The sequence below is a fragment of the Streptomyces yaizuensis genome (assembly GCF_034961445.1).
Lineage (GTDB): Bacteria > Actinomycetota > Actinomycetes > Streptomycetales > Streptomycetaceae > Streptomyces > Streptomyces yaizuensis.
This window is the reverse complement of record NZ_BSBI01000001.1, coordinates 870129-888971: the sequence shown is the minus strand read 5'-3', so window position 1 is coordinate 888971 and position 18843 is coordinate 870129. Positions and strand designations below refer to the sequence as shown.

General features: G+C 76.0%; 2 protein-coding genes. Both read right to left on the bottom strand.

The annotated features are described in order from the left end of the window. Nucleotides 1-8: 8 nt before the first annotated feature. Nucleotides 9-6674: a type I polyketide synthase gene (locus tag SYYSPA8_RS03250; protein WP_323445350.1), complete on the bottom strand. Its 6666-nt coding sequence runs from the start codon at nt 6672-6674 to the stop codon at nt 9-11. A gap of 84 nt (nt 6675-6758) precedes the next feature. Then, nucleotides 6759-18461, bottom strand: a complete 11703-nt coding sequence (locus SYYSPA8_RS03245; RefSeq protein ID WP_323445349.1) for a type I polyketide synthase — start codon at nt 18459-18461, stop codon at nt 6759-6761. Nucleotides 18462-18843 lie beyond the last annotated feature (382 nt).

The window sequence follows — 18843 nt, the reverse complement described above, 5'->3', positions numbered from 1 at the left end:
CCCCGCGTTCACCGGTGCGCGGGGCGGGTCCCGTCGCCTTCTTCCACCGGCGCGGGAAAGAACCCGGTGCGGGTGAAGAACTCGGCGCAGAGGTCCGTCGGATCCGTCAGATCCGTGAGCCCTGTGGGATCCGTGGGATCCGTGGGCGAGGACGGCCAGGCGGCGTCCGTGCCGCGCAGTGCCTCCACCGTGGCCGAGCTGTCCACGAGGGGGTAGACGGGTTCCCGTGCGGTGGTGACGGTCTCGAACGCGCCGAGCAGGGGGATGAAGGGGTTGTCGGTGTCCGCCGTGACACGCGCGGTCCAGCGGTCCCGGTCGATCTCGGGCAGCCGGTGCCCGCGGGCGCGCAGCCGGTCGATCATCCCGGTGAGGGGCACCGGGTGGTCGTTGGACAGGTGGAAGACCTGTCCCGCGGCGCCGGGCCGGGTCGCGAGGGCGACGACGGCGGCGCTGACGGCGTCGACGGGGACCATGGGGAACGCGCCCCGCAGCCCGGCCGGTACGGCCCCGGCGCGCAGCATGGCCCTCAGGGCGAGCCAGATGAAGTCCTGGCCCTGGCAGGCGCCCGTCTTCCGGTCGCCGCAGACGACGTCGACCCGGTACAGCGTGACGGGCAGCCCTCGCGCCCCGGCGGCACGGACCAGTCGTTCCGCCGCCCATTTGCTCTGCCGGTAGCCGCTGGGGAGCCGGTCGGCGGGCCCGGTGGGATCCTCGGGCCGCAGCCGCGCGCCGTCCGGGCGGGGGCCCGCGAAGACGCCTGTGGTGGAGATGTGGTGGACGGGGACGGCACGGTGGAGGGCGGCGAGCCGCAGGATCTCGCGGGTGCCGACGACGTTGGCGTCGCGCAGGGCGGCGTAGGGCCGGACCCAGTTGACATGGGCCCCGGCGTGGAACACGGCGTCGGTGTGCCGGGCGAGACGGTCGTGGCGGGCGGCGTCGAGTCCGAGTCCGGGGGCGGCGAGGTCCCCGGTCTCCACGACCACCCGCGCGAGGTCGATGTCGTCGGCGAGCCGGTACCACCGAAGGCTGCGGCGCAGCCGGTCCCGGCCCTGCGCCGGGTCAGCCGCCCGGACGAGGCAGTGCACGGTGGCGTCGGTCGTGCGCAGCAGGTCGCGCAGCAGGAAGGCGCCGAGGAAGCCGGTGGCCCCGGTGAGCAGGACCTGCCGGAGCGGGGTCGCCGGCGCCTGGGTCCGGGGAGCCGAAGTCCGGGGAGCCGGTGCGATGTCGTGCGGAAGGCGGGAGTCGGCGTCTGCGCCGGCATCGGCACCCGCACCGGCGGCTTCGCTGCCGGGGGTGTCCTCGTCCGGGGCGGGTTCCTCGGCCATCAGCCCGAGCAGGGCTTCGGTGAGGGCCCTGGGGGTGGGCTGCTCGAAGAGAAGGGCGTGCGGCACGGCCGTGCCCGTGTCGGCGGTGAGCCCTCCGCGCAGCCGGGCGACCGCCAGGGAGTCGAGACCGGCGGTGTGCAGCGGGAGTTCGGGGTCGACCGGTCCCGTGTGTCCGAGGACGGTGCCGATCCGGGTGGTCACCAGGTCCAGGGCCACGCTCCGTCGGCGCTCCGGCGGCAGGGACGCCAGATCGCGGGCGGGCGTGTCCCCGGCGGGCGCGGCGGCGGGGCGGCCGGCGGTCCGGGCCAGCCCGCGCAGCAGGGGGTGGATGTCGCCCGTATCGCGTGCGGCGGGCAGGTCCAGCGGGCCGGCGGCGACCACCGGGGGTCCGGTGTGGAGCGCGGCGTCGAACAGGGCGGGCCCGTACCGCGGGGACACGGTGGCGAAGCCCTGCCGGGCGAGCCGGGCCCGGTCCGTGTCGGCGAGGTGTCCGCCCAGTCCTTCCGGCAGGTCCCACAGGCCCCAGGCCAGGGAGAGCGCGGGCAGTCCGAGGGCGGTGCGGTGGGCGGCGAGCGCGTCCAGATAGGCGTTGGCGGCCGCGTAGTTCGCCTGGCCGCCGCCGCCGAAGAGCCCGGCGACGGAGGAGAAGAGGATCAGGGCGACCGGTGGGCGGCCGGGGGTGTGGTCCCGGGTCAGTTCGTGCAGATGCCAGGCCGCCTCGGCCTTGGGCCGCCACACGGTGTCCAGCCGGTCGGGGGTGAGATCGGTGAACAGGCCGTCGTGGAGGGTGCCGGCGGCGTGGACGACGGCGGTGAGGGGGCGGCTCGGCGGGATGCGGTCCAGGACGGCGGCGAGTTCCGCGCGGTCGCCGGCGTCGCAGGCCACCGCCTCGGCCCGGGCTCCGGCCCGGTGCAGCTCCGCCAGCAGGGCGGGGGCGCCGGGTGCGGCGGGTCCGCTCCGGCCGATCAGGAGCAGATGCCGGACTCCGTGGGTGTGGACGAGATGGCGGGCGATGAGGCTGCCGATGGCTCCCGTTCCGCCGGTGACCAGGACCGTGCCCTCCTCGCCGGGGGCGGCGCCGAGCCGGATGCGGGCGGTGTCGTTCGTCGCGGCGACGGCGAGCCGGGGCACCCGGACCCGGCCGTCGCGCACGGCGACCCGGGGCTCGCCCGCCCCGAGGGCGAGGCGCAGATCGCGGGCGGGGGCGAGGGCGGAGCGGGTGTCCGGCGGGCCGGCGGTGGCGGGTTCGGCCGGGTCGGCCGGGTCGGCCGGGTCGGCCGGGTCGGCCGGGTCGGCCGGGTCGGGCAGTGGGCGGTCGGGGGCGAGGTCGGCCAGGATCAGACGCCCGGGGTGTTCCGCCTGGGCCGAGGAGAGCAGGGCCCGTACGGAGGCCGCGGCGGGGTCGGGGGCCGGGTCCCCGGGGACGGCGACGGCCCCCCGGGTCAGCACGATCAGGGGGATCGTGGCCAGGGTGTCCTCGCGCAGCCAGTCCCCGACGAGGGTCAGGGCCCGCCGGAGCCGGGCCCGGGCGGTCCGCGCCGATGTGCCGCCCGGACCTGCTTCGAGCACCACGGCGTCGGGCCGGTGCCCTCGGCGGACGGCCTCCCGTACGGCTGCGGCATCACGGTGGCGGGGGCCGGGCAGCCCCGTCACCCTCGTACCGAGCGCCGCCCACGACAGGGGCCGCCCGGGGCGGCGGGCCGGGGCCATGGGCTCCCACACCGGAGTGAGGAGATCGGCGGCGCGGTGCGGGCGCCCGCCCGGACCGTCAGAAGCGTCGGTACCGTCCGGGCGGGGCGCGGAACAGGCCACCGCGTCGGCGCTCAGCACGGGACGGCCGGACCGGTCACGCAGGACGAGGGAGTGCTCCCCTCCCCCGAGCGGGGCCGCTTGTGCCGTCACCTCGGCGGGTCCGTGGAGATGGAGCGTCAGGCCGCGCCAGCGCGTGGGCCCGGCCGGCAGCAGTTCCCCGACGACCCGGTGCAGGAGGGCGGGGTGCACGCCGAACGCGGTGGGGGTCTCGCCGGCGGTCAGCCGTGCCGCTGCCGTCGCGCCGGGCGGCGGGTCGGCGGGCTGTTCGGGCATCCGGGCGGCGGACCGGGCGAGGGTGCCGGTGGCGTACGCCGTCCAGGGGGTGTCCGGTCCGCCGGAGCGGGTGTGCGCGGTGAAGGCCCGGTGCCCGGTCCCGTCGGGTACGGCGACCACCAGGCGCAGTCGGAGCGGTCCGTCCCCGGCGCCGGCCGGCGGGGGGTCGAGGGTGAGCGTGTCGACGACGGGGTGGTCCGTCTCGTCCCCGGCCCGCAGCAGGAGGGCGATCAGGGCGGCGGCGCCGGAAGGCGCGGACAGCGGTGCCGTGATCACCGTTTCGCCCGTCGGGGTGATGTCGGTGGCGGGGCCGTCCCCACTGGTGTCGTCGCGTCCCCCGGCGCGGGCGGTGGCCGGCAGCCAGTGGCGGCGGCGCCGGAAGGCGTAGGTGGGGAGGTCGACATGGACGGGCGCACGGCCGGTCCCGGTCGTCTCCGCCGCGAAGAAGGCGTCCCAGTCGATCGTGGCGCCCCGGGTGTGCAGGGTGCCCAGGGCGCCCAGCAGGGTGTCCGGTTCGGGCCGGGTGCGGTGGAGCGTCGGGACGGCGAGGGGAGCGTCGGTGGTCAGGGTCTCCTCGGTGAACGCGGTGAGCACCCCGTGCGGTCCGATCTCGACGAACGTGTCCACACCCCGGTCCGCGAGTGTACGCAGGGCGGCGGCGAAGCGGACCGGGCGGCGGGCGTGGCGCACCCAGTGGTCCGCCCCGCTCAGCGAGCCCTTCCCTGCGACGGTCCCCGTGAGCGCGGACACCAGCGGGACGCGCTGCTCGCCGGGGGTGATCCGGTCTGCGAGGGCCCCCAGCTCCCCCAGCAGCGGGTCCATGTGCGCGGAGTGGAAGGCACCGGTGGTCCTCAGCCGCCGGATGTGCGCCCCGCGCCGCTCCAGCTCCCCGGTGAGGGCGGCGACGGCCCGCCCGTCGCCCGAGAGCACGGTGTGCGCGGGGGCGTTGACGGCGGCGACGGAGACGGTGTCGCCGTACGCGGGGAGCAGGGCGGTGATCTCGTCCTCGGGGGCGGTGACCGCCACCATGCTGCCGTCGGCGGGCAGCCGCGCCATCAGCCGTCCACGGGCGGTGACGAGGGCGACCGCGTCGTCCGTTCCGATGGCGCCGCAGACATGGGCGGCGGTGATCTCCCCCAGCGAGTGCCCGGCGACGAACGCGGGGCGCAGGCCCCAGGACTCCAGCAGCCGGGCCAGGGCGACTTCGAGGGCGAACAGGGCGGGCTGGGCGAACTCGGTGCGGTCCAGCCGTGGTCCGCCCTCGCGGACGACGGCCCCGAGGTCGTGCCCGAGCGCGCGGGAGAGCCGGTCGCACATCGCGCGGTACAGGTCGGCGAAGACGGGGAATCGCGCGCTCAGCCCCGCGCCCATGCCGGCGCGTTGCGCCCCCTGGCCGGTGAAGAGGAACGCCGTGGTCGGCGCGGGGTGCGCGGCGGCGCCTGAGACGGCGGGGTGGCGCTCGCCCCGGGCCAGGGAGCCGAGCCCGTCCAGCAGCTCCGCGCGGTCGCGGGCGACGACGACGGCCCGCCGTGCCATGGCCGTACGGCTCGTGGCGAGGGACGCGGCCAGCGACCCCAGCGGGGCGCGGGCGGCGTCCACGGCGGCGGGGGTCCCGGGGGCCGTGGCGCGTACGGCGTCGTGGAGTGCGGCGGCCTGACCGCGCAGTGCCTCCTCGTCCCGGCCGAAGACCAGGAAGGGCAGGCAGGGGGCGGCGACGTCGTCCGGTCCCGCCCCGGGCGTCTCCCGGAGGGGGCCCGGGGGCGACGGGGGTACGGTCCGCAGGGCCGTCGGGCCGGAGGTGTCCTGGCGGGGCGCCGGTGGCTCCCCCGCGGTCACGGGCGCCTCCTCCAGGATCAGATGGGCGTTGGTGCCGCTGATGCCGAACGAGGAGACGCCCGCCCGGCGCGGGCGTTCACCCCGGGGCCAGGGACGGGACCGGGTGAGCAGTTCGACACCGCCCCCCTCCCAGTCGACGGCCGGCGTGGGCCGGTCCACGTGCAGGGTCGCGGGCAGGACGCCGTGCCGGAGCGCCATCACCATCTTGATCAGTCCGCCGACCCCGGCCGCGGCCGAGGAGTGTCCGATGACCGACTTCAGCGACCCGAGCAGCAGCGGCCGATGCGCGGGCCGGTCCCTGCCGTAGGCGGCGATCAGGGCGTTGACCTCGATGGGGTCTCCGAGCCGGGTTCCGGTGCCGTGGCCCTCGACGGCGTCGATGTCGGCCGCGTCGAGCCCGGCGTCGGCCAGGGCCTGCCGGATGACGCGCTGCTGCGCGGGGCCGCTCGGGGCGGTGAGCCCGTTGGAGGCGCCGTCGGAGTTGACGGCCGTGCCCTTGATGACGGCGAGCACGGGGTGGCCGTTGGCGCGCGCGTCCGACAGCCGTTCCAGCAGTACCAGGGCGGCGCCCTCGGACCAGGCGGTCCCGTCGGCTGCTTCGGCGTACGACTTGCAGCGGCCATCGGGGGCGAGACCGCGCTGGACGGAGAAGTCCACGAAGGCGCCCGGGGTGGCGAGGACCGTCGCCCCGCCGGCGAGGGCGAGGGCCGTCTCGCCCCGGCGCAGTGCCCGGCAGGCGAGGTGGACGGCGGTGAGGGAGGCGGAGCACGCGGTGTCGACGGTGATGGCCGGTCCGTGCAGTCCCAGGGTGTAGGCGATGCGTCCGGAGGCGAGGCCCGCCCCGCTCCCGGTCATCGCATACCCGGCGGCCTCCTCGCCCTGGTCGCCGAGGCCGATGTAGGTCTGTCCGGCCAGTCCGGTGAAGACGGCGGTGTCGCTGCCGCGCAGCAGGCCGGGGCGGATCGCCGCGCGTTCCAATGCCTCCCACGCCACTTCGAGGAGCAGCCGCTGCTGGGGGTCCATCGCCAGGGCCTCGCGCGGGGAGATGCCGAAGAAGTCGGCGTCGAAGAGGGGGGCGTCGTGCAGGAAGGCCCCCCGGCGGGTGGAGGTGCGGCCGGGCCGGCCGGGCTCGGGGTCGTAGAGCCGGGTGAGGTCCCAGCCCCGGTCGGTGGGGAAGTCCGTGGTGGCGTCCACCCCGTCCGCGACGAGCCGCCACAGGGCTTCGGGGGTGTCGGCGCCGCCGGGGTAGCGGCAGGCGGCGGAGACCACGGCGATCGGTTCGCGGGGGGCGGCCTCCAGGTCGGCGACGCGCCGGTTGGCGCGGGCGAGGTCGGCGGTGACCCGGCGGAGATAGTCCAGGACCTTCCGGTCGTCGCTGTCCCGTGCCGGGTTCCCGTCGGCGGGAGGGGAGGTGCGGTCCTTCTGCATGTCTGCGTTCTCCTGTTCCCGCGCTGCGGCGGGCGGTGCGCCGGGGCCTGGTGGTCCGGCGGGGTGTGGTGGTCCGCCGGAGCGTCAGTTGTCGGCGTGGCCGAGTTCCCGGTCGATGAAGGTGAGGAGTTCGTCCCGGGAGACGGCGTCGAGATCCGGCGACGCCGACGGCCCGGACCAGTCGGAGGCCAGGCGGCGCAGCCGCTTCCCGATGTCCTCGCGCAGGCCGTGGTCGTCGTCCGCGACGGCGAGCAGGGTGGTCTCCATCCGGTCCAGTTCCGCGAGTACGTCGGTGAACGGCCCGGAGGGGGTCGCCGTGTCCGGCCCGTCGGACGCTGTCGTGCGGTGCGGCTCCTCGCGGGGTGCGTCGAGTGCGTCGAGTACGAGGTCGGCCACCTCTCCGGGGGTGGGGCGGTCGTACACCAGCGTCACCGGCAGGGGGAGACCGGTGACCACGCCGAGCCGGTCCCGCAGAGTGACGGCGCCGACCGAGTCCAGGCCCATGTCGAGGAACCGCCGGTCGGGGGCGATCCCGGAGGGGGTGGTGTGGCCGAGCCGGTCGGCGACCAGGGCCCGCACGGTGTCGAGCACATGGGCCCGGCGCTCCGCCCCGGTCCGGCCGGCGAGCCCGGTCAGGAACTCCTCGGTACCCGGGTCGGTGCGCTGTTCCGATTCCGGGGCCGGCGCCGGGGAGTGCGGGGTGGCGGCTCCCAGCCAGTAGCGGCTGCGCTGGAAGGGGTAGAGGGGCAGGGATGTCCGGTCCGCGCCGGTGCCCGCGAAGTAGGCGTCCCAGTCCACTTCGGCACCCCGGTCGTGCAGCCATCCCACCAGTTCCGCGAGGTGGGTGGCGTCGGGCCGGCTCCGGTGCAGCGCGGAGCGCGCCTGCGGCCGGGCCGCCCGGTCGCCCTCGGCGAACATCTCGGTCACGGCGGCGCCGAGGACGGTGTCGGGCCCGATCTCGGCGAAGGTGTCGATGCCCTGGGCGGCGAGGGTGCGTACGGCGTCGGCGAACCGTACGGTCTCCCGCGCGTGGCGTACCCAGTACGACGGCTCGCACAGCTCTTCCGGTTCCACCGCCCGTCCGGTGAGGGTGGAGACGAGGGGCAGCCGGGGCGACTGGTAGGGAAGGGTCGCGGCGACGCGGCCGAACTCCGCCAGTGCCCCGTCCATGAGGGGGGAGTGGAAGGCGTGACTGGTGCGCAGCGTGCGGTGGCGGGGGAAGGCGGCGGCCACCTTCCGTACGGCGTCCTCGGCACCGGAGACGACGACGCGGCGGGGACCGTTGACGGCGGCGAGCGCGATCCGGCCCGGGTGGGCGGCGAGCAGGGGCAGCACCTCCTCCTCGCTCGCGTGCAGGGCCACCATGGCGCCGCCCGCGGGCAGTTCGTTCATCAGCCTGCCGCGTGCCGCCACCAGGGTGACGGCGGAGCGCAGGTCGAGTACGCCGGCGGCGTGCGCGGCGGCCAGTTCGCCGATGGAGTGTCCGGCGACGGCGTGGGGGCGCACCCCCCAGGACTCCAGGAGCCGCCAGAGCGCGGTCTCCAGGGCGAACAGCACGGGCTGGGTGTGGTCGGTCCGGTCGAGCAGGTGGGCGTGGGGGCCGTCGGGCGCGGTGAACGCGACCTCGTGCAGCGGCTGGCCCAGATGCGGTTCGAACAGGGCGCTGATCTCGTCGAAGGCGGCGGCGAACACGGGGTGCGCGGCGTGCAGGGCGGCGCCCGCGCCGGGCCGCTGGGCGCCCTGTCCGGAGAAGAGGAGGGCGAGCCCGCGTCCCGCGCGGGCCGTGCGGTGGCCGGTGCGCCCCTCGGCGACGGAGGCGAGGGCCGCCCGGATGCCGTCGGCGTCCTCGCCTGTCACCGTGCGCCGGTGGTCGAGCGGGGTACGGGTGGTGGCCAGCGCGTAGGCGATGTCGAGCAGCCGGGGGCCGTCGGCGTCCCCGGTGGCGGCCAGCAGGTGGCGGGCCTGCGCGGCCAGGGCGCGGGGGCTCCTGGCGGACAGGACCAGCGGCAGCGCGGGCGGTACGGCCTTCGGCAGGGGCCGGGGCTGTTCGGCCGGGTGGTCCGCCGGTGGTTCTTCGAGGATGAGGTGGGCGTTGGTGCCGCTGATGCCGAACGAGGAGACTCCGGCCCGGCGCGGACGTTCACCCCGGGGCCAGGCCCGTTCCCGCGACAGCAACTCGACGCCACCCGTCGACCAGTCCACCACCTCCGACGGCTCCTCCGCGTACAACGTCCGCGGCAACGTCTCCCCCGCGAACGCGCCGATCATCTTGATCACCCCGGCAACACCCGCCGCCGCCTGCGTATGACCGATGTTCGACTTCACCGACCCCAGCCACAGCGGCGATCCTTCCCGGCCCCGCCCATAGGTGGCCAGCAGCGCCCCCGCCTCGATCGGATCACCCAACCGCGTCCCCGTCCCGTGCGCCTCCACCGCGTCCACTTCGAAAGCGGACACACCGGCGTCGGCGAGAGCCGCCTCGATCACCCGCCGCTGCGCCTCACCGTTCGGCGCCGTCAACCCGTTCGACGCACCATCCGAATTGATCGCGGAGCCCCGCACCACCGCCCACACCCGATGACCCCGGGCCCGCGCCACCGACAGACGCTCCAACAGCACCAGCCCCACGCCCTCCGACCAGCCCGTCCCGTCCGCACCCGCCCCGAACGCCCGGCACCGGCCGTCCGCCGACAGGCCCCGCTGACGGGTGAAGTCCTCGAACACCGAGGGTGTCGCCATGACGGTGACGCCACCGGCGAACGCGGTGTCGCACTCCCCCGCCAGGAGCGCGCGGCAGGCCAGGTGGATCGCGACGAGCGCGGACGAGCAGGCGGTGTCCACGGACAGGGCGGGGCCGTGGAGGCCGAGGGTGTAGGCGATCCGGCCGGAGGCGACGCTGTGGGCGTCGCCTGCGAGCCGGTGGTCCGCGACCGCGTCGGGTACGGCGGTGGCGCCCCGGCCGTAGTCGTGGTTGACGATGCCGGTGAAGACGCCGGTGGAGCTGCCCCGGAGCCGGTCGGCCGGTATCCCGGCCCGCTCCAGGCACTCCCACGCCGTCTCCAGCAGCAGCCGCTGCTGCGGATCCATCGCCAACGCCTCGTTCGGTCCGATGCCGAACAGTTCGGCGTCAAAGTCGCCCGCGTCGTGGAGGAAGCCGCCGTGCCGGGTGTCGCTGGTCCCCGGCCTGTCGGCGGTGCCGAAGAGGGTGTCCAGATCCCAGCCCCGGTCGTCGGGGAAGTCGCCGATCGCGTCACCGCCCTCGGCGAGCAGCCGCCACAGATCCTCCGGCGACCGCACCCCACCCGGGAAACGGCACGCCATCCCCACCACCACGACCGGATCCTCCGCCCCACCGGCCCCCGACACCGGCACCGGCGCCCGCTCCCGGCCACCCGACACCAACGACGCCAGATGACCCGCCATCGCCAACGGCGTCGGATGGTCGAACATCAGCGTGGTGGGCAGCCGTAGCCCGGTGGCGGCGGCGACCCGGTTGCGCAGCTCGACCGCCATGAGGGAGTCGAAGCCGATCTCCCGGAAGGCCCGTTCGCCGGTGACGGCGTCACCGTCGGCGTGTCCGAGGACGGCCGCCGTGTGGGCGCGGACGAGTTCCAGCAGGGTTCGGCTCCGCTCGGGTGCCGGCAGGGCGGCCGTACGTTCGGCGAAGCCGCTGCCGTCCCCGGCGTCCGTTCCGGCGGCCCGGCGCGCCACCGTACGGCCGGTGGTGCGCAGCAGGGCGGAGGCGCCCGGGGAGCGGCGGGCTCCGGCGAGGTCGAGCCGGGCGGGCACGAGCAGGGGTTCGTCGCTGCCGAGGGAGGCGCTGAACAGGTCGAGCGCGTCCTCGGTGGTCATCGGCAGCAGTCCGGAGCGGCGCAGTCGCGCCAGGTCGGCCACGTCCAGTTCCGTCAGGTCGCTGCGCTGTTCCCACAGCCCCCAGGCCAGGGAGAGGGCGGGCAAGCCACGGGCGGCGCGGTGCTGTGCCAGGGCGTCCAGCAGGGTGTTCGCGGCGGCGTAGTTGGCCTGGCCGGCGCCGCCGAGCAGCCCGATCACGGAGGAGAGCAGGACGAAGATCTCCAGGGGGGTGCCGGAGGTCTCTTCGTGCAGGGCGAGTGCCGCCTCGGCCTTCGGGCGCATCACCCGGGTCAGCCGTTCGGGGGTGAGCGAGGTGAGAACGCCGTCGTCGAGGACGGCCGCGGTGTGCACGATCCCGGTCAGGGGGTACTTCGGCGGTACGTGCGCCAGCAGCCGGCGCAGTGCGGCGCGGTCGGTGATGTCGCAGGCGCGGATCGTCACCCGGGCGCCGAGCGCGTGGAGTCTGTCGCGCAGCGCGCCGGCTCCGGGGGCGTCCGGTCCGCGGCGGCTCACGAGCAGCAGGTGCCGGGCGCCGTGGCCGGTGACGAGGCGGCGGGCGAGCAGGCCGCCGACGGTGCCGGTGCCCCCGGTGACGAGGACCGTTCCGTTCCCGGACAGCTGGTACGGCTCGACGGCGTGGGCGCGGGTCAGCCGGGGCGCGTACATCCTGCCGTCGCGGAGGGCGAGTTGGTCCTCGCCGGTGGCCAGGGCCGCGCGGACGGCACTGGCCACGGAGGGCTCGTCGGCGCCGTCGCCGCAGTCGAGATCGAGGAGGGCGAACCGGTCGGGGTACTCGGTCTGCGCGGTGCGGACCAGACCCCAGACCTCGGCGTGGCCGAGTCCGGGCACGGTGTCCCCGGGGCGGGCCGCCACCGCGCCCCGGGTGACCACGACGAGCTTTCCGGCGCCCTGGTGTGCGTCGGCGAGCCGGGCCCGGAGGCGTTCGAGGACGGCTTCGCCCGATCCGAGGGCCGCCGCGTCCAGGACCTCCGGAAGGGGAGTGGTGCCGTGGCCGGGCTCCTCGTACCGGGAGTCCGCCCGTGGTGCCCGCCACGCCACGCGGAAGAGCGCTTCACGGACCACCGGGGTCGTGCCGGCGAGTGCGGAGGCGGTCATCGGGCGCCAGGTCAGGGACTCGACCACGGCGAGCGGGGCGCCGGAGGCGTCGGTGAGCCGCAGGGTGACGGTGCTCTCGTCGCGGGGGACGACCTGGACCCGGGCGGTGGAGGCGCCCGTCGCGAAGACGGACACTCCGCTCCAGACGAAGGGCAGGAGCATCCCGTCGCCGGTGGCACCGGCGTCGTCCCGGGCCAGGAGGACGGCGTGCAGCGCCGCGTCGAGCAGTGCGGGGTGGAGGACGAAACGGCCGGCCTCGGTGCGCCGCTCGTCGTCCAGGGCGATCTCGGCGCGGTACTCGTCGCCGTGGCGCCAGGCCGCGCGCAGTCCCCGGAAGGCGGGCCCGTACCGGTGGCCGCGCCCGGCCCACCGGGCGTAGAAGCCGTCCAGGGGGACGGGGACGGCGTCCTTCGGCAGCGGGAGGGGGTCGTGGGCCGGTTCGGGTGCCGCGTCCGGTGCCAGGGTGCCGGACGCGTGCCGGGTCCAGGGGTGCTCGTTCCCGGCCGGTGTGCCGGGCCTGGCGTGCACGGTCAGCTCCCGCGTGCCGTCGTCGCCGGGCGGGCCGACCGAAACCTGGAGGGCGACGGCGTCCGTCGCGGCGAACAGGAGCGGTTCCTCCAGGACGAGTTCCCGCAGGTGGGCGCAGCCGACGGCGTCACCGGCGCGCAGGGCGAGTTCGGCGAAGGCGGTGCCGGGCAGCAGCGGCCCCCGGGGGCCGGCGTGGTCGCTGAGCCAGGGCAGCCCGTTCGGTGCCAGCCGGCCGGTGAGCAGCGCGCCGCCGTCGGGGAGGGTGACGGCCGCGCCCAGCAGGGGGTGGTCGACGGCGTCGGCCCCCGTGGTGGTGACATCGGCGGCGCCCGCGCCCAGCCAGTGGCGCCGGCGCTCGAACGCGTAGGTCGGAAGGTCGACGGTGGCAGGGCGCCGGCCGGGGAAGAGTGCGGCGGGGTCGGTACGGACCCCCCGGACGTGGGCCTCGGCGAAGGAGAGCAGCAGCCGGCGCATGCCTCCGTCGTCGCGGCGCAGGGTTCCCACGGCGGCGACGGGGATGTCCTCGGCCTCGGCCGTGGCCAGCACGCTGGTGGTGAGCAGGGGGTGCGGGCTCATCTCCAGGAACGCCCGGTGGCCGGTGCGCAGGAGGGTCCGGGTCGCGCCGAGGAAGTCGACGGGGCGGCGCACGTTGCCGAACCAGTAGGCGGCGTCCATGGACCGGCCGTCGATGATCTCTCCGGTGACGGCGGAGCAGAGCGGGATGGTCCCCTCGCGGGGGTGCAGGGGGCCGAGTTCCTCCAGCAGGGGCGCGCGCAGCGGATCCATCAGGGCGCAGTGCGAGGCCACGCCGGTGACCACGACCCGGGCGCGGATGCCGTCCGTCCCGCAGGCGGCCACGAAGCGGTGTACGTCGTCGGCCGCTCCGGCGACGGTGGTGGCGGTGGGGCTGTTGCTGCCGGAGATCTCCAGCGGGCTGCCGAGCGCGGTGAGGCGTTCCCGGGTCGCGTCGGCGGAGAGGGCCACGGAGGCCATGGCGCCGGGAAGGGGGACGCGGGTGAACAGCCGGCTGCGGACGACGACGACGCGCGCGGCCTCCTCCAGGGTGAGGACGCCCGCCACGCAGGCCGCCGCGATCTCCCCCTGGGAGTGGCCCACGACGGCGTCGGGCCGGACCCCGCCCGTGGTGGTCCAGACGTGGGCCAGGGCGACCATCACGGCGAAGAGCAGGGGTTGGGCGACGTCCAGCCGCTCGGTGGAGGGGGCGTCGGGTCCGCCGTGGAGGGCGTCCAGCAGGGACCAGTCGGTGAGGGCGTCGACCGCGGCGGCGCACTCGCGCAGCCGTCCGGCGAACCCGGGTGACTCCCGCAGGAGCTGCCGTGCCATTCCCGGCCACTGCGAGCCGTGTCCGGGGAAGACGAGGACGGTCCGCCCGTCGGACTCGGCGGCGGAGGCGACCGTGAGCGGGTGGGGTGTGCCGTCGGCGACGGCGCCCAGGCCGGCGCGCAGTTCGGCGGGGCCGGCGGCGACGACGGTGGCGCGGTGCTCGAAGACGGTACGGGTGGTGGCGAGCGCGTGGGCGAGGTCGAGCGGCCGTGTCTCGCGCCGGTCCAGGTGGGCCAGGAGGGCGGTGGCCTGGCCGCGCAGCGCCGCGGGGGTGCGCGCGGACAGGGGGAACGGCAGTGGGCCGGGGGGCTCCGGGGCCTCTGTGGTGTCCGGGGCCGCAGTGCTCTTCGTAGGGTCGTCCGGTGCTGTTTCTGTGTGTTCTCCCGGTCCGGTGTACGGGTCCGGCTCCGGCTCTTCGAGGATGAGGTGGGCGTTGGTGCCGCTGATGCCGAACGAGGAGACACCGGCCCGGCGCGGGCGTTCGCCCCGGGGCCAGGGCCGTTCCCGCGACAGCAGCTCCACACCTCCCGCCGACCAGTCCACCACCTCCGACGGCTCCTCCGCGTACAACGTCCGCGGCAACGTCTCCCCCGCGAACGCACCGATCATCTTGATCACCCCGGCGACACCCGCCGCCGCCTGCGTATGACCGATGTTCGACTTCACCGACCCCAGCCACAACGGCGACCCCTCACGCCCCCGCCCATAGGTGGCCAGCAACGCACCCGCCTCGATCGGATCACCCAGCCGCGTCCCCGTCCCGTGCGCCTCCACCGCATCCACATCCGCGGCCGACACCCCGGCGTCGGCGAGAGCCGCCTCGATCACCCGCCGCTGCGCCTCACCGTTCGGCGCCGTCAACCCGTTCGACGCACCATCCGAATTGATCGCGGAACCCCGCACCACCGCCCACACCCGGTGGCCCTTGGCCCGCGCCACCGACAGACGCTCCAACAGCACCAAGCCCACACCTTCCGACCAGCCCGTCCCGTCCGCACCCGCCCCGAACGCCCGGCACCGGCCGTCCGCCGACAGGCCGCCCAGGCGGCTGAGTTCGGAGAAGATGCCGGGTGTCGCCATGACGGTGACCCCGCCGGCGAAGGCGGTGTCGCACTCCCCCGCCAGCAGTGCGCGACTGGCCAGGTGGAGGGCGACCAGGGACGCGGAGCACGCCGTGTCGACCGTCAGGGCGGGGCCGTGGAGGCCGAGGGTGTAGGCGATCCGGCCGGCCGCGACGCTGGGGGTGGTGCCGGTGAAGAGATAGCCACCGGATTCGTCGGCGGCGGTGAACGCGGGTCCGTACTCCTGGTGGGTGGCGCCCACGAAGACGCCGGTGGAGCTGCCCCGGAGCCGGTCGGCCGGTATCCCGGCCCGCTCCAGGCACTCCCACGCCGTCTCCAGCAGCAGCCGCTGCTGCGGGTCCATCGCCAGGGCCTCGCGGGGGCTGATGCCGAAGAAGGCGGCGTCGAAGTCCATGGCGTCGTCGAGGAATCCGCCGTGGCGGACATAGCTGGTGCCGGGCCGGCTCAGTTCGGGGTCGTGGATGCGCCCCACGTCCCAGCCCCGGTCGTCGGGGAAGTCGCCGATCGCGTCACCGCCCTCGGCGAGCAGCCGCCACAGATCCTCCGGCGACCGCACCCCACCCGGGAAACGGCACGCCATCCCCACCACCACGACCGGATCCTCCGACCCACCGGCCCCCGACACCGGCGCCGGCGCCCGCTCCCGACCACCCGACACCAACGACGCCAGATGACCCGCCATCGCCAACGGCGTCGGATGGTCGAAGACGAGGGCCTTGGGCAGGCTCAGGCCCAGTGCGGTGCCGAGGCGGTCGCACAGTTCCACAGCGCCGAGCGAGTCCAGGCCCTGGCCGCGGAAGGATTCGTGCTGCCGCACGGACGCGGTGGAGGGGTGTCCGAGCACCGCGGCCGTGTGCTCCCGTACGGTTTCCAGGACGGCGTGCGCGCGGTCGTCGGCGGTCATGGCCGCGAGCGGGGTGCGCGGATCGGCGTTCGCCTCGGCGGGGCTCTCCATGGCGGCGGCCGGGTCAGGGTCTTCTCCGGGGGCGGGGCGTGCCTGCTCCGGAGCGGGTGAGGACGTCTCGTCCGGCCAGTGCCGTACGCGTTGGAACGGGTAGGTGGGGAGGTCGACGCGCTGCCCGTACGGGCCGGTGAGCGCCCGGGGGTCCAGGTCCACTCCCCTGGTGTACAGGGTCGCCACGGCGGTGAGCGCCGTTCGTGCCTCGGGCCGCCCGGCACGCAGGAGCGAGGTGAAGCTCCTGCCCCGCGGGGAGGGTACGGCCTCGCGCGCGGCGGCGCTCAGGACGGTGTCCGGGCCCACTTCCACGTATTCGGTCACGCCCGTCGCGTCGAGCAGCCGCACCCCGTCGAGGAAGCGGACCGTCCCGCGCAGCTGCCGCACCCAGTAGTCGGCGCTCGCCATCTCTTCCGGTCCTGCGAGGTGCCCGGTCACGTCGGACACGATCGGCACGGTGGGCGGGTGGTAGGTCAGGGTGCGGGCGAAGCGGGCGAACTCGTCGGCCATGGGGTCCATGCGGTGGGAGTGGAAGGCGTGGCTCACGCGCAGCCGGGCGGTCCTGCGGCCGCGCTCGCGCCAGCGGGCCACGAGCGCGTCCACGGCTTCGGCGTCGCCCGAGACGACCACGGAGGCGGGGCCGTTGACGGCGGCGATGGAGACCGTGTGCTCGTGCCCGGACAGCTCGGCGAGGATCTCGTCCTCGGTGCCGTCGAGGGCGGCCATGGCGCCGCCTCCGGGCAGGGCCTGCATCAGCCTTCCGCGCGCCGCGACGAGTGCGGCGGCGTCGGGCAGCGACAGGACGCCGGCCACATGGGCGGCGGCCAGTTCGCCGATGGAGTGGCCGAGCAGCACGTCGGGGCGCAGCCCCCACTCCCACAGCTGCCGGTACTGGGCGACCTCCAGGGCGAACAGCGCGGGCTGGGTGTATTCGGTGCGGTGGATCGCCCGGCCGTCCTCCTTCCCGTCCCCGGCGGGCCACAGCACCTCGCGCAGGGGGCGGTCCAGCAGCGGCGCGAAGTGCGCGCACACCTCGTCCAGCGCGGAGGCGAAGACCGGTGCGACGGCGGCGAGTTCCCGGCCGGCTCCCGGTCGCTGGGCGCCCTGGCCGGTGAAGAGCAGGGCGACCCGGCGGCCTTCGCCCGACTCGCCCGCCTCGCCGGTGACCGTGTGGCCCGGGTCCGTGGTGGAGGAGGCGAACCGTTCCAGATGGTCGAGGAGTTCGGTCCGTTCCGACGCCATGACCACGGCGCGTGTCGACAGGCGGGCGCGGGTCGTGACCAGGGAGGTCGCGACCGGGGCGAGTGCGAGGCCCGGGTGGGCCCGCAGGTGCGTGCCGAGGCGGCCGGCCTGGGCGCGCAGGGCGTCGGGGCCGTGGGCCGACAGGACGAATCCGAGCGGCCGCCCGTCCGTCTCCCGACCGTCCGTCTCCCGACCGTCCGGGGAACCGCCGTCCACGGAACCGCCGTCCGGGGACCCGGCCTCCAAGGATCCGCCGTCAACGAGCCCGCCGTCCAGGGACCCGCCCGCTGCGGACCGCACGGCCTCCGCCCGCCCGTCCGGGTCGTCGCCGGGTCCGCCCGGCCGGTCCCGCGGGGCCTCGGCGAGCACCACATGGCTGTTGGTCCCGCCCATGCCGAAGGAGCTGACTCCGGCGATCCGCGGGCGGCTGCCGCGCGGCCAGGGCACGAGCGCGGTGGGCACCCGCAGGTTCGCCTCGTCCAGGCGGAGCGCCGGGTGGGGGGTGAGGTGGTTGAGGGTGGGCGGGAGTTCGCCGTGCTGGAGGCAGAGCACCACCTTGAGGAGCCCGGTGATGCCCGCCGCGCCTTCCAGGTGGCCGACGTTGGTCTTCACCGATCCGACGAGGAGGGGCCGGTCCTGCGGCCGGGAGCGGCCCAGCGCCGCGCCGAGGGCGCCGGCCTCGACGGGGTCGCCGACGGGGGTTCCCGTGCCGTGGAGTTCCACGTAGTCGATGTCGGCGGGCCGTACGTGCGCGCGGGTGAGGGCCCGTTCGACGACCTCCCGCTGGGTCTCGGCCCGGGGGGTGGTGAGCGAGTCCCCGCCGCCGTCGTTGTTGACGGCGCTGCCGAGGACGAGGCAGCGCACCGTGTCGCCGTCGGCGAGCGCACGGCTCAGCGGTTTGAGGACCACGACGGCTCCGCCCTCGCCGCGCGCGTAGCCGTTGGCGCGGGTGTCGAAGGTGTGGCAGCGCCCGTCGGGGGACAGCGCGCCGAACGCGGCGATGTCGTCGGTGCCCTCCGGTGCGAGGAGCAGATTCACCCCGCCGGCCAGGGCGAGGTCCGCCTCGCCCGAGCGCAGGTTCTCGCAGGCGAGGTGGACGGCGGTCAGGGACGACGACTGCCCGGTGTCGACGGTGAGGCTGGGCCCGCGCAGCCCCAGGGTCCAGGAGACCCGGTTGGCGATCAGGCCGCGGCTGCGGCCGGTCAGGGCGAACCGGTCGGTGCCGCCCGCGCCCCGGCGGGCGAGCCGGGTCCCCCAGTCGTCGCCCATGGCCCCGGCGACGACGGCCGTGCGGCTCTCCCGGAGGGCGGTGGGGTCGATTCCCGCGTTCTCCAGTGCCTCCCAGGCCAGTTCCAGCATGAGGCGCTGCTGGGGGTCCATCGCGCGGGCCTCGCGCGGGGAGATGCCGAAGAACGCCGCGTCGAAGGTGTCCACCCGGTCCAGATAGCCGCCGGGGCGCGCGTCGCGGGGGGCGCCCGGGTGGCCCTCGGGCGGGGCGGCGAGGGCGCTCCTCCCCTCGCGTAACAGCCGCCACAGGGCTCGGGGGTCCGGGGCGCCGGCCAGCCGGCACGACAGCCCCACGACGGCGATCGGCTCGGGGGCGCCGGGCGCGCCGGTGGCGTTCTCGCGCCCGTCGTCCGGGACGGCACGGGTGGGGGTGTCCTTCATCGCATGCGCTCCATGGTCGTCGGTGATCCCGGGGGCGCTCGCGGCACGGATGCGCCGCCGGGCTCCGGATGTCTGTGCCGCGTTGGGTGAACGGCCCCGGGGACGGGGGTTCACGGGGCCCGTGGGCCGCATGGTCCGTTCGTGGTGGGGCAGCGGACGGAGAGGCCGCTGGATGGGGCCGAGCATAGGCAGGGCGACGGTTGCGGCAGGGAATACTTCGGTCTTCAACTGTCATGAGCCGTTCCGCGTGCCACGGAGACCGGACGGAGACCGCCGCGTGACACCGCCCCGTCACGGCTTCGCGTAGCTTGACGCCCGATCGGCCCCGCTGTGCGGTCGCCCGCCGGTCACCGCGGGCCGTACGCCTCGCGCAGGGCCGGCA

Bases quoted from the DNA above. Each gene is read 5' to 3' on its own strand.
- SYYSPA8_RS03245 (WP_323445349.1), bottom strand. From the start codon at position 18,461: ATGAAGGACACCCCCACCCGTGCCGTCCCGGACGACGGGCGCGAGAAC.
- SYYSPA8_RS03250 (WP_323445350.1), bottom strand. From the start codon at position 6,674: ATGCAGAAGGACCGCACCTCCCCTCCCGCCGACGGGAACCCGGCACGG.